We start from the raw sequence: 15007 nt of genomic DNA on the forward strand, positions 1-15007 counted from the left end.
ATGCCCTCGCAGTCCCTGGATGGTCTCTTCGTCGCGTTGACCGGCATGGAGTGGCCGGATCTCGACACGGCGGAGGTCCAACGTCGGGTGGTGCTGCCCCACCGTGACGTGGAGCAGGGGCTGCGGGAGTTCCAGGAGCTGGTGCACCAGGTCACGAACTCGGTACAGGGTTCGGTGTCGGGCCGGTGGAGCGCGTCGTACGCGAGGGCGATGTCGTCGTTCGCCAGCGGGACGGGCGCGGATTACGTGCAGCGCCTGGCGGAGACGGCGAAGCAGCTGGGTGACGCGGGTGAGAACGCGGTCGGGCAGGTGCGGTACACGCGCGGAATGATCGTCGCGCAGTTGGTGCAGTTCGTCATCGAGTGGGCCATCACGCTGGTGATGGCGGTGTTCAATCCGATCGCGGCGTTGATGCGGCAGGCGTTGCTGCGGGCGGTGTACCGGGCGATCCTCCGGAGTCTGGTGTTCCGGGCCGTGGCGGCGGTCGGGTCACATGTGGTGATGAACGTCGGGCTGGCGGCGGCGACGGACGTGTTCGTGCGCTGGGCCCTGGCCCGGCAGGGGCATTCGGTGCCGCACGGCGGGGACAGCCTGAAGCAGGCCGTGGGTTTCGGTGCGGTGCAGGGGTTGTTCGGCGCGTTCGTTCCCCTGGCCGGGGGTGCGCTGGGCGGTCTGATCGGCAAGAACCTGGGCCGGGACGCGCTCAAGGGCCTGCGGGACACCCTCGACGACGCCCTCGCCGGGCTGGGCAAGCCCGGTGCCGGGGATCTGGCCCGGGACGCCGCCGCGCGAGGCGGACTCAAGGACGCGGTGGGGCGGGACGCCGTCAGGAGCGCGGTCCGGCAGGGCCTCTCCGGGCGGAGCGGCGGGCCGCTGGCGGACACCTTCGGCGCGGAGGTGGCGCTGGGCGCGGCGGGTGCGGCACGTGGGCTGCAGATGCGCGGGCTCGGTGGGCTGGGCGGAAAGGACTTCTCCGCGGACACGTTCGCCTCCGGGATGGGGGAGGTGTTCGCGCGGCGTCTGGACGGGGTGATGGACGCGCCGGCCGCACGGGCCATGGGCGAGGAGTGGGCGCGGGCCTTCACCGGCAACTTCGGGACCCGCAGGCTGGGTGACGCGCTGGCGGCGAGTGTGCAGGGGTTGCCGCAGGTCTTGCGGCACGCGCTGTCGGACGACGTGGCACGGGCGTTCGGGACGAACTGGGGGCGCAAGGCCGGCGCGTTCGCCGGGAACACGCTGGGCTGGGGCGCGGCGACGAACCTCGCCGAGGGCACGTACAACTACTTCACCACGGGCCGGTTCGAGACGTCGTGGGGGACGTTCGCCTCCGGCGCCGTCGGTGCGATGCTGGGGCACGCGGGCGGCAAGTTCGGCGGCCGGGCGGGCACGGCGATACGCCAGGGCACAGGGATCGGCACACCGCCGCCCCTGCCGGCCGACACCCCGGTCAACACGCTGCCCAGCCCCGGCCACCCCCTCGACCGCCCCAGCGACGACCTCCGGCAACTGGTCCGACGCGTCCAGCCCGGCGCACCGACCGGCGCCGCGGCGGGCGGAGCGGGAATCACCGGCGCGGAGATGGCTGCCGGCACGGGCATGGGCACGGGCGCGGGGCCGCTGGGTACGCGTCCGAACACCATCGGCCAGGGCACCGGTACCGGTACGGGCATCGGCGCGGAGACGGCCACGGGGAACACCGGCGACGTCGCGGACCGCTCGGACGACACCGGCGCGGGCGGCGAGGACGACGCCGTGTACCGGGCGCTCTCGGAACGGCTGCGCGGTCTCACCGTCTCCCCCGGCCCTGTCCGGGGCGAGGGCCCGGACGCGTCGGACCCGGGTGCGGGCGCCGGTTCGGATGCCTTGGCGCGGCTGGGGGATCTGTCCGTGCCCTCGATCCCGGTGGGCACACCGGGCCCGCTGCCGGCGGCCATGTCCGCGGACCGTCCGGCGACAGAGGACCCGCGCGCGCAGGCCGGGGTCGAGGGGCCGGGGGCCGCGGAGCAGGACGCGGTGCCGCGGGGCCAGGTCCGGGGCGAGGACTCGGGCGTACCGGACCGGAGCGATGCCTCCGGCGTTCTGGACCGGGGCGAGGACGACACCGCCGGCGCGGACGCGCTGCGGAGGCTGGACGGCCTGACGGTGCCCACGCAGGCGCCGCCGCGCAGTCCGGTGCAGGACGCGCCGTCGGTGCCGGTGACGCGACCGGTGTCGCCGGTGGAACAGGTCCGGGGGACGGTGTCCCGGCTGGACTCGCTGGCCCGCGAGGTGGGCATGCCCGGCGCGGCGCGCGAGGTGTTCGCGCGGGAGGCGCGGCAGGCCGCCGCGGCGGGGGACTGGCGCCGGGCCGCGGACGAGGTCGCCGCGTTCCGCGACGGGATCCGGATGCAGGACCTGCGCGGGCGCTACGAGGCGTTCACCGAGCAGATGGAGGGCGGGTTCGAGCGGCTGGAGCCGCTGGGCATCGACCACGACCAGTGGCAGAGCAGGGCCGACGCGGTCCGCGCGGCGTGGAACACAGCGGACCCGGACGTCGTGGACGGCGCTCTGCGCGACTACACCGCGCTGATCGAACGGCACGTGCCCGTCGAGGTGCTGACGGGCCGTGACCTGCCCACCCACCACGACCCCGAAGCGGCCCGGCTCCGCCAGGAGCTGATCTCCGGGAGGGGCGGACGCGACACGCTGGGCGAGTACCAGCGGATGCGACCCCTGTCGGAGAGCCTGCGCGACCGCCTCGACCAGGCCGTCTCCGGTACGGAGACGCAGCAGCGGGAGGCGGTGCTGCGGCAGCGCATGCTCACCGCGGACACCCCCGAACAGGCGGCTGCCGCCGAGCGGGAACTTCGGGACCTGCGAGAGGCGCAGGAACTGTCCGCCCGCCTGGACGCGCTGCGCTCCGACGCGCCGGCGGACGGCCCGGACGGCGTCGACGGGCTGCAGCGACGCCTCGACGCGCTGCGCGACGACATCCGTCCCGACGAGCACGAGGACGCGCTGCGCCGTCAGGTCGACGAGGCCACCACCGAGGAGGACCGCGCACAGGCGACGCGGGAGCTGCAGGACTACCGCGACCTGCGCCAGTTGCAGCAGCGTCTGGACACCCTGAGGCAGGACGACGGGGGAGACGACGGGACCGGGACCGGCCCGCGGCCGGAAGAGGAGCTGCGCCGGCGGTTCGCGGCGCTCACCGCCGACGAGTCCGGCGCGGTGGCGGACCTGCGCCGCGAGGTGCTGGACGGCACCGACGAACACGCCGACACCCGGAGCCTGCACCGGCTTCAGGAACTCCTGGACCGCCAGGAGGCGCAGCGCCTTCGGGACGTCGCTCGCCTGGAACAGGAGTTGCACACCCTTACGGAGCAGCAACAGGCCGGACGGCGAGCCCTGCTGGAGAACCTGCGGACGCCCACCACCGACCCCGTCGGCCCCGGCCGCCCGCGTTCCGGTGAGGAGAGCGGCGGCGCGGAGACCGCACCGGCCGAGGAGACCCCTGGGACCGCTCGGGCCACGGACAGCGACGGCAGGAGCCCGGACGGGATCGCCGACCGGATCGCCGACGTGCGCCGGCGTCTGGACGAGGCGCGGACGGAGTCGGAGCGGCTGGCCGGTCTGCGCCGCGAGATGGGCACGGCCCTGCCGCGCATGGAACGCGACGGCCACCTCGCACGGATCACCGACCGGGGCCTGACCGCGCGGAACGAGCAGCGGGACTCCGGCAGCGGCCCCCAGGACCTGGCGGGGCGGCTGCCGGCCCCGCCCACGGCACCCGCGGCCCGGCCCGCCGGGACGGCCGGACCCGACGCGCCGCGAGAGGCGTCCGACACGTCCGAGGCGCGGGAGGCGTCCGAGGCACCGCCCACGCTCGAAACGGTCAGCTCGCCGGTCCTGCCGGACGCCCCGAGCCAGGCACCGGGCACCCCCTCCGACGACCGGGAAGCCCTCGCCGCGGAGGGGACCACCGGCCAGGGCACGCCGCGACCGGACGCGCGGGACGCCGCCGGACCGGACGGCCCGTCCACCGCTGAGGACGTCCGGGCAGGTGAGGACGTCCATCCGGGAAGGTCCGCGAGCCGGGACGACACCCCGCGCGCCCGGCGCGCCCCGGCCCCGCACGAGGGGACTGCGGAGCTTCAGCGACCCTCCGACGGATACGAGTTCACCGACGATCGGGAGTCCGCCCCGGCCGACGGGGCAACCGTCGTACCGCTTCCGCCGCCCCCCGCCCTGTCCGGCCTGGACGCGCTCCGCCGCCTCGGCGGTGGCGACGACCTCTCGACCGGCGACGCGGGCCGTGACGATGACACCCTCGGCGGCGACGGCCGGCTCTCCGCCGAGTCCACCGCCGAAGAGGACACCATCGACGTCGAGGGCTCCCACGCGCGGACCACCGGGCCCCGGACCGGCGACCGGGTGGAGGCCTCACACCTCGGGGCACGGACCCGTGTCCCCCGCGACGACCAGGACGCCGCGGCGGCCGGCCCGGACGTCGACCCGGCCGTCGACCTCGGCCTGGTCCACGAGGCCGACCGGGGCAGCGTGGTGCCCAGCCTCGCCGAGGAGAAGCTGTGGCGGTTCTCCGACCATCCTCCCGAGGAGGTGTTCACCAGTGGGTTCACCGCCGACGCCACCGGCCCCGACTCGATCGTCCTGCTCGACCAGTGGGTACACGGCAAGGCGAAGGCCCAGTACGTCTCCACCACCCACGACCGGGAGCTGTGGTACCTCAACAAGCGTTACCGCTACGGGATCACCCCGTCGCGCGGTGCCGACCCCATCGGGGTGGACGTCGCAGCGACCCTGGGGCGCCTCAATGTGAGGTACCAGCTCAGCTGGGAGCGGGAGGTGGCGTTCACCGGGCACATCGACGCCGCCGCGGTCACCGAGGTCTACGACCGACAGTTGAAGCGCACCGGAGTCTGGGACCCCGGGGGATCACGCGTCGTCTGGCGCTCCGGCGATCACAAGGACATCGCCTCCGTCACCCGGGCTTCCGCCGATGTCCAGCCCGCACTCCCGCAGAGCGGCCGCGAGACGTCGGAGCCGTCCGCCGGCTCGATGAGCGGTGCGGACGCGGCCGTCACCCACCAGGACGACGCGGTCGTCCTGGTGAACTCGCGGGCCGGGCAGACGCTGTGGCGGTTTTCCGACACCGGTCCGCAGGACGTGTGGGTCGCCGGCTTCGCCGCCGGCGGTGTGGACGAGGTCATCTCGGTTCAGGAGTGGGGCAGCGACGACCGGGAAGGCACGTCCGAGTCGACGACGCGTGATCACGAGCTGTGGTACGGCGCGAAGCGCTACCGCTACTGGATCGACCCCGTCCTCGGCAGCGGTGTGGCCAACCCGGTGCTGGGGCGACAGGGGACCGGAGACGAGCTGGAGGGCGGGCAGGAGCACGCGTCCGCCAGCGGGGTCGACGCGCGCGCCGTGGTCAGCGTCTACGACAGGGAGGAGCGCCGTACCGGCGTACGGGACCCGGAAACGAACCAGACGCGCTGGGAGCCGGGCGACAGGCAGGCAGCGGTCCGCGGCATGGCGTCCGGGCCGCGGGCGGGCCGGAACGACCACGAGCCGCTGGCGGCGGACTTCACGCCGCGGACGTCCGCGGCCGGAATCGCGCCGGGGCAGGTCCTGGGTGCCGGGGAGGTGCGGACGGACCGCTGGCTGCCCTTCGGCACCCGACCGGGCCTGCCTGCGAAGGGGACCGAAGCCTTCGTGTTCGAACCCGGCGAGGGTACGCCGCCCACCGTGCTGCGGCCGGCGGCATCCGGCGAGCGCACGGACGTCGGCTACGACTGGACCTGGTACCGCGACGACGCCACCGGCTCCGAAGTGCTCCGACTTGTCCGGCGCATCCACCTGGTGCCGGACGGAGCGACCTCGCGGGAACTCAGAGGTCTCCAGAAGTCCTTGGCCCAGGCGGTCGCCCAGATCCTCAACGCCCCCGGTTACCGGCTGCCGCAGCAGCAGCCCGACCAGGTCGCCGGAGCGGTGGCGCCGGGACCGCGCCTGGTCTTCGACGTCGCCTTCGCGGACCGCCCCGAGTCGGCCCACAGCACGGTCACCGTGCGGACCGGGTCGCCCGCCGAAGACCGGCCGATGGTGCAGGGCACCTGGTACGCCGGTGTCCACCCCGTCGGTCTGCTCCACGAGTACGTGCACGGTTTCGGTGTCCTCGACGACGTGCCGGACGCCCGTGTGCTGCTCAACCCGGGCGGTCGGCGTCCGGAGACCGTGTCACCGGGCACCGTGAGCCTGATGGGACCGCTCGGCGGCCCGGTGTCGCCCCGGCAGCTCGTCCTGTCGCCCGCACACCTGCGACAGATCGCCGAGGTCATCGCTCCCTACCTGCACGGCACGTCCACCGGCCGGGCGTCCGAGGTCGCCACGGGGGGAGCACAGGAGCATTCCGCGAGGGACGGTGACACCCTCAGCGGCGACGGCCGGCCCACCGACGGGTCCACCACCTCGTCGTCCCCGTTCGTCGGCATGGCCGGGACGGACGACGCGATGGTGCGGGGGCTGCGGGAGGCCGTGGCGCAGGCCCATCGGGACGGCCAGGTCCAGCGGGCCGAGCAGCTGACCCGGTCGCTGGAGACCTATCTCGACGCCGGGCCCTCGGCGCGGGCCACGGACGCCGTCGTCCACTACGGGGAGGAGGCGGCCGCGGTCCGGGACGAGCGGCTCTCCGCGGCGCCGGCCGACGCGACCGCGGAGCACGACGCCCCGGCGGACACGCCGACACCGGCCCTGCGGGACGGCGCACGGACATCCGGTTCCGTGCCGGGCACCGTCGCCGACCCTGTCGGGGAGGCCAGGGCCGCCGCGGAACGCGAACACGCGGAGTTCGAGCAGGCCGTCGGTGTCCACTACCACCGTGATCCGGCGGCGCTGGACGCCGCGCGTACGGCCGTGCGCCGGCTGTCCGGCGTGCTGCGCGCCGCCTACCCCCAGTACTCCGACGACGCGCTGGCCGCTTCCTTCTTCACCACCGACCCGAGCAGTGCCGGCCAGGTCGGTCTGCCGGCCGAGGGCTCGCCCGCCGCGTGGCTGGACGTGCTGCTCACCGAGGGCAGCACGCGGGAGGTCATGACGGCCTTCTTCAACGCCGTCGGGCGCAAGGCCCTGTTCGAGAACGACCCGTCGGTGCCGAACCTGACCGCTGTGCTCCGCCGGGTCCTGGCGGCCCCGCGGGACGCGTCCCAGGGCCCGGTGTCGGCCGAGGGGATGGAGCTGGCCGAGCGGCTCGGTCTGGACAGGCCGTCGCTGGAGGCGTACGCCGTGTTCCTCAACGGCGGACCGCGCGCGGAACTCCAGCGGCGCGTCCTCGACGCACCGGCCTGGCGCGGCCAGGGGTACCTGTTCGCGCCGGGGGACCCCCTCGCCCTGGGCAGCCTGGCGGCCCACCGGACCGGGGACTCCCTGAAGGACCCACTGGAGATCGTCGCCAGCCAGTCCGCCCGCGTCGAACGCCATGAGGACCTGCGGCTCCTCACCGAGCGGAAGAAGACCCCGAGGGACTACAGCTACCTGGGCGTCGCGCTGACCGCGCGGGAACGCACGTTCCTCGCCCGGTCCTCGCGTCCGCTCTCCCTCGTCGGCTTCGACACCGAGGAAATACCGCTGGACACGCTGACGTTCGACCCGGCGACCGGCGAGCCGGTGCTCACCGAGGTGCTGGCCCGGCCGGACGTCGTCACCGTCGAGGTGCAGCGCGCGTCCACCCCCGCCACGGCCTCGCTCGGCCCCCACGTCGACGTCCCCGCCGCACTGCGCACCGGCGCCCCCGTCGAACGCGTCGTCGCCGTCGTCCGCGGCACCAAGTGGCAGCACCAGGAGCCACGGGCCGGCGACCTCGTCCTGGACGGCGAGCAGGGCCCGGAACTCCCGCTCGGCTGGGTCGAGGGGGTGGCCTACTTCGCCCTGGACGAGCGGTCGCCCTGGTACCGGGAGTGGCACGGGACGAGGGGCATGCCCCTGGTCGCCGGGGTCTCCGGCACCACCCTGCGCCTGCTGCGGGTCTTCCGGTGGCTGGGCGCCGACGACGCCGGCATCCGCGACTTCCGTAAGGCGCTGATGGGCTGGATGCTGCCGGGCCAGGACCACTCGCTGTTCGAGATCATGCGCGCCTCCTACCTCGCGGACGCGGCCACTCCCGAGGAGGTGCGGGGTGTCCACGGCGACGTCCAGGACCTGTACTCCGTCCCCGGACTCGTGCCCCCGCACCTCACGCCCCCGATCCCGCGCCCGGTCCCGGAAGCGGTGGACGTCTCTCCGGCGGTGGACTACGCGATGGTGCACCCCGAAGACCAGGACTTCGTGGTGGAGAGCCGGGCCGGCGAGCGGTTGTGGCGGTTCTCCGACCGTGCCCCGCAGGAGGTGTTCGAGGAAGGCTTCATCGGTGACGACCCGAGCGTCGTGGTGCAGCTGTGGGACTGGATGGTGGAGAACCCGGACGAGGCGCAGTACGTGTCCACCACCCGTGACCGGGAGCTGTGGTACGAGGAGAAGCGCTACCGCTACCGCGTCGAGTCGGCCCTCAACCCCGACCCGACCGGCGTCGACGTCAACGCGACCGTCTCGCGCCAGATACGGGCGAGGGACCTGCTGGCGACAGAGGTCGAGGAGGTGGCCGAGGGGTTCAGCGAGGAGCAGGAGGTCGCGTTCACCGGTTTCATCGCCCCGCGGGCCGTGGTCAGCGTCTTTGACCGGGTCACCCGGCAGACCGGGGTCTTCGACCAGGACACCGGCACCATCACCTGGAGCCCCGGCGAGCTGGACGGCGGCACGCACGACGCCGGAGCCGGCGAGCAGCCGCTCCCGTACGAGGGCACGGACGTGGCTCCGGCCGCGGTGTTCGACGGTCCGCCCGACGTCACTTCGATGAGGGCCGCCGCGGCCGAGGACGCCGTCACGGCGGAGGCGGCCGCGGACGAACTGACGCAGCGGCTGGACGTGGACCGGGAGACAGCGGGAGAACTGCTGGCCGACGCCATCGCGATGCTGTCGGCCCTGTTGCCGGTCGGCTCGCAGATGTGGACGCAGGCGCGGGCGGTGCGGGCCGTCGTGCGCCAGGCGCTCGTCGAGACCGCGCGGGAACTGCACGAGTTCGGCGAGCGGATGGCCGACGGCGTCGCGCGGAAGTGGGCGGGCCACATCGCCGGCCTGGCCGCGGAGCAGGGCTTTGCGGACATGCCACCACCCGTCGACTACCGGCTCGTCCACGCACAGGACCGCAGGAGCGTCGTGGAGAGCAGGCCGGGCGAGACGCTGTGGCACTTCTCCGCGCAGCCCCCCGAGGCGGTCTTCGTCGAGGGATTCACCGGCCGGGACGCCCAGAACGTCATCAGCACCCGCGCCTGGACGACCCAGAACCAGGACTCCCAGTTCATCGCGACGCCCCGGGACAGCCAGCTGTGGTTCATGAACCGCAGGTACCGCTACGAGATTCAGCCCTGGCGCAACAGTGACCCGACCGGCGTGGACGTCATCGCCACACTGAACCGTCAGGGACAGCCCTCACTGGGCACCGAGGACGAGGTCGCCTTCGTCGGACGCATCGACCCCGCCGCCTTCGTCAGGGTGCTGGACCGGCAGACCGGGATGACGGGAACCTGGGACGCCGCCGCCCAGCGGGTCGTGTGGGTCCTCGGTCACCGCTGGCCGGGTTCCCCGCCCGCCCCCCAGGTCGCCGTCGTCCCCTTCGCCCAGGGGGAGAAGTCGCTCTCGCCCACGGCCATGGCCGTCGTCGCAGACCTCGCGAGCCGGGTGGTGGCCGACGCGGCCACCGGCAGGGCACACGGGCTCGCGCACACCGTCGTGGACGTCACGGGTCACGGCAACGGCGGCAGTCGCCTCCTCGGAGCGGGCGCCGCTGGAGCGCAACGCAGCGCGCAGACCCGCGCCGACGCCGTCGCGGAGTTCCTCAGGGACCGGATCGCCGCGGAACTGACCACGGCGGCGCGCGCCGCGAACGGCGTGACCGCCCGCGACTTCACCGTCACCGCCGCCGGCCGTGGATCCGTCGTCGACCCCGTGCTGGCCACGGCGGGCGGCGACGACCGGCAACGGCTGCGCAGCGCGGTGATCAGGGTGCGCCACCAGTACCACGCCGGGACGGGACCGTCCGCCGGCGGCGTGCCGGACATCGCCCCGCGCGTGGGGTACGGCCTCACCACCGGCGAGGCAGCCGGGGGCCCCGCCGACACCCGCACGGTCTGGACGGACCGGTCCGAGACCAGCACGGTATCGGGATCCGGAGAGGTCGTCACCGACCGGTGGCGCCGGCTGGCGGACCCGTCGGCACCCGAACCGTTCGTCCTGTCCGAGGAACCCGACGGACAGCGGCGGGTGGCACGCGCGCAGCGGTCCGGCGAGCGGACCGACGTCGGCTACACCTGGACGTGGCACGAGGGCGCCCACGGCGGCTCCCCCGTCCTGCACATGGTCCGCCGCGTCCATCTGGTCGCGGCCGAGGGCGCCGGCGAGGCAGACCTCGACCGGGTCCGCCAGGCACTGGTCCACGGCATCGAGCGGTACCTGAACGAGCCCGGCCACCGGCTGCCCGACCTGCGGAACATCACCCCACACGACGAGGACGGAACCGGCCCCGCCGGACCGCTGCTGCGCGTGGGCGTGCAGTTCGTCGCGGACCGGGCGGCGGCCCACGGCGTCGTCGAGGTGCGGCCCGGTCTGCCGGCCGGGGGACGCGGGATGAACCAGCGCACCTGGTACGCGGATGTGCACCCGGTCGCCCACGTGCACGAGTTCGTCCACGGCCTGGGCGTCCACGACGCCGACACGCACGCGCCGGGAACGAGCCTCATGGGCCGGCTGCACGGCGCGGACCCGGACATCTTCGCCCTGACCAGGACCGATCTCCGCCAGATAGCCGAGGTGTACGCCCCCTACGCGCACCCGACGGCCCACGCGGCACACACCGGTCCCGTCTCAGGGCGGGCGGACGCCGGTGCCCTGGAACAGGGTGGCGCGGGCGGCTCCGTCTCGCGGGCCGAGGACTGGTCCGGCAGCGCTTTCGGAGGAGACTGGGGCGGCTGGACCGTTCCTCAGGTCGATCACCGGCACGGCGATGACGTGCTGGCGCCGGCCGGTGTCCCGCGCCGCAACTCGGAACGGCTGCGGCTCATTGGTGACACGCTGAACCCCGTCATCGAGGTGCGGCCGACCAACCCCTACGCGGTGGCGTGGCTGGAGCGGGGTGCCCTGCCCAAGCCGGAGGCGTTGAAGAGCAAGTCCATCAACGACGTGGACGTGCACCTCGGCGCGCGCCGGGAACACCGGGGCCTGGTGGGCTACTTCCTGCCCGTCCTGCCCGAGGCGTCGGAGCCGGCGCTGTCCGGCAGGGAGGAGGAGATCCGCTCCCGCTATGAGCAGCGCCGGGCGGAGTACGACGGACTGGCCGGGAAGATGACCGAACTGGCCGTGGTCCACCCAGTGATCGACGGGGTCGTGCACGGCTACGACGCCGAGGGCCGGCTGCGGCCCGTCACCAGCGACCACGACGTCTTCGACCTCTCCACGCCCGGCGGGTCCAGGCTCAGCCCCACCAGTTACGACACGGCCGTCTCCGCGCTGAAGGACGGCGACATGAGCGTCGCACACGGCGCGCACATGTACTGGAAGCCCGTCACCCAGGCCGATCAGGCCATGTTCGAGTCCATCGCCGCCAACCACCTGTCCGGTCAGGAGCCGCTCGTCGTCTTCTTCCCCGGCAGGCGCCCGTCCCTCGCGCCGGTGTCACGAAGCGGCTCACTGGCCGACGACATGACGCTCGCGACCGGTGACGGCCCAGCCCACCGGGACCTGCCGGGCGCCGACGGCCGGACCGCCGCGCATGTCCCGGCGGACGCCGGGAGGTTCCACGACGCGGTGCGGGAGGAAGCCCTGCTCGAGGAGCTGCCTCCTCGACTGGTGCGCCGGGCCATGGACATACAACAGCGCATCGACCCGGCACGCGTGCTGATCGGAACCGACCCGGAAACCGTCGCACTCCGCGAACAGCGCGTCCGGGACCTGCGTGACATCGCGCACGCCCTGCGGGACAGCGATGAGGAAGCGGCCGAGGCGAAGGCCCGGGAACTGGCCACGGACCACGGACGGGACACCGGGCTCGCCGGAGGTGCCCTGGGATGGGAGATAGAGGACCGGCACATGCTGGTCTACCCGGGCGCCCGCAGGAACAAGGGGACGGTCCTGGTGCGGGGCCACCACCTGGAGATCCAGATCGACCGGCATCCCTTCCACCGCCTGTACGACGGCCGTCTGATCGGGGCTGCCAAGCATGCCTGGGGGGCCACCCCGCCGGGCGCCGTCGCCCCCCGGACGGAAGGGCACGAGATCGCGGAGGTGGTGGCGGCCCCCCATCGGGCGCTGGCCGAGGAAAGCCGTCCCTCTCTCGAGGACGGCGTGCGCTGGACCGAGCGTGCGCGGGCCCTGCTCGCGGCGGCGGACGCGGCCGGCCGGCCGTTGCCGCTGACCCGGCTGTTCACCGAGTCCGAGGGCTGGACGGTGACCGAGCACGGTCGCGACGTGTCCGTCGCCCCCGTCGTCGACGGACAGCCCGACCTGGCGTACCCGCAGTACACGGTCGGCGTCCCGCTGATCGGCGGAAACGGAGTCCTCGACTTCGTCGAGGCGAACCTCCGGCTGAACTGGCAGCGGGTCATCGCCACCGAGGGCAGGGAGTTCGGACAGCAGGTGGCCGCCCTGTACGCGAGCCGGCTGTCCGGGCGTCCGGTCGAAGTGAACCTGCTTCCGTTCCTGCGCGCGGTGCCCGGGGTCGACGAGGTGTGGTTCTACTCGCGGCTGCTGTTCATGCACACCACCGCCGTCCCGCTGCACAAGCGCTTCCTCCCGGAGCTGCTCGTCAAGGGCATGCTGTGGGCGGCGCTGCGGACCCCCTTCGGCGACCTGCGGCACGGACTGCGTCCACAGGTCCGCGCCTTCTTCGAGGAATCCGCCGAGGAGATCGTGCGGCGCCTGGAGCCGTCGATGCGGCAGGCGCTCACCCGGCACGCCCATGACCGGGGGCTTCCGGCGGGGGACCTCAGCGGCATCCTGCGGGACACCTCGTGGAGCGGACTGCCGGTCGGCGACTACGTCACCGCGGCCCTGCGCGGTGAGACCGCGTCCGGATCGCAGGTGAGCCAGAACGAGACGGTCGGCATGGACGACCACTTCGGCCTGGACACCGACAGCGGCCGGCTGCCGGTGGGTCTGGGCCTGATGGAACTGAGGTCCTTCCGGCACGAGGACGCCACCGCAGCGCAGATACGTCAGGACCTGGCCGACATCAGGGCGGTGGCGGGCAGCGCGTACGACCGTGCCCGTACGACCCCCCGCTCCGCCGCGGGCGAGGACGACGCGGTGGTACGGCTCGCCGGCCATCCGCTGCTGCCACGGGTCGCGAACGTACTGGAGAAGCTGAGGCAGTCCCCTTCGGCGAGCCCGACACGTGTCTTGAGCGGCATCGTGCGCGAGCGGATCAGCGAGGCCGTCGGGGCGTACCTGCTCAGCGGTGAACTGGCTCCGTTCGTGACGACCGAACTCCGGGCTTCCGCCGACAGACTGGAGACCTACCTGCGGGGACCGCAGTCCCAGGGTGCCGAGCGGTTCGCTCCCGTGCTGACCGAAGTGCTTCGGTCCGCGCGCGGCCTCCTGTCGGACCTGGAGCGGGTGGCGGCGGCGGACCGGCCGGGTGCCCGTGCCGCCGCCCCCCGGACCGCGGCCGCACAGGGGCGCTCGCGGACCGGTGCGGATGTCTCTCCGGCGGTGGACTACGCGATGGTGCACCCAGACGACCACGACTTCGTGGTGCCGAGCGGTGCGGAAGAGGTGCTGTGGCGCTTCTCCTCACTCGACCCGCTCGAGGTGTTCCGGCAGGGCTTCAGGGCCGACGACGTGGCCGCACACGTGCCGCTGTGGGAGTGGGCGGTGGCGGACCCCGACGCCTCCCCCTACGTGTCGACGACCCGTGACCGTGAGCTGTGGTTCCGTGGGAAGCGGTACCGCTACCGGATCGTTCCGGCGCTCAACGACGATCCGACGGGTGTGGACCTGAACGCCACGATCACGCGTCAGCGTGCGGCGGGCGCGGTGCTGCCCCAGGAGATCCTCGAGGACATCGAGCAGGGCGAGTTCACCGAGGAGCAGGAGGTCGCGTTCACCGGTTTCATCGCCCCGCGGGCGGTGGTCAGCGTCTTCGACCGGGTCACCCGGCAGACCGGTGTCTTCAACCAGGACACCGGCACCATCGCGTGGAGCCCCGGCGAGCTGGACGGCGGCACGCACGACGCCGGAGCCGACGACCAGCCGCCCCCGTACGAGGGCACGGACGTGGCTCCGGCCGTGGCGTTCGACGATCTGCCCGACGGCACTTCGGTGGGGGCCGCCGCGGCCGGGGGGGCCGCGGTCACGGCCGCGCGTTCCGCGACCGCCGGGGACCTGGGGGAGCTGTTCGGGGCGGGCGAGGTGCGTACCGACCGCTGGATCCCGTTCGGTGGCCGTCGTGGGGATCTTCCGCAGGCGTTCGCGTTCTCTCTGGCGGCGGACGGAACGTTGTTGTCGGTCCGGCGGCCGCCGGGTTCCGGGGAGCGTACCGAGGTGGGTTACGCCTGGGCGTGGCACCGGGGCGGTACTGCGGCCGGCGACGTGCTCCACCTCACGCGGCGGATCCACCTGCGCGGCGACGGTGCGAGTCCTGAGGAGTTGCGGGGTGTCCGGGAGGGACTGGTCCAGGCGCTGGAGGCGTATGTCAACGAGCGGGGTCACCGGCTGCCGGTGGCGCAGCCCGACCGGATCACGGGGCCGGTGCCGCCCGGTCCGGTGCTGCGGGTGAGCGCGGAGTTCACCGACGTCCCGGAGGCCGCGCACACGGTGGTGAGGGTGCGCCCGGGCCGGCCGCAGGCGCCGCACGCCATGGAGCAGGGTGTCTGGCACGCGGGTGTGTACCCGGTCGCCTGGGTCCACGAGTTCGTGCACGGCCTCG

1 protein-coding gene (cut by a window edge) is annotated in these 15007 nt (G+C 73.8%); it reads left to right on the top strand.

What is annotated here, in order from left to right:
* Positions 1-15007: the start of a hypothetical protein gene (locus ACF1DX_RS25310; RefSeq protein ID WP_391793412.1), read on the top strand. 47000 nt of this gene lie beyond the right edge of the window; 15007 of the gene's 62007 nt are visible here — the first part of the coding sequence; its start codon is at positions 1-3; the stop codon falls past the right edge of the window.

Source organism: Streptomyces sp. NPDC014676 (assembly GCF_043084105.1).
Lineage (GTDB): Bacteria > Actinomycetota > Actinomycetes > Streptomycetales > Streptomycetaceae > Streptomyces.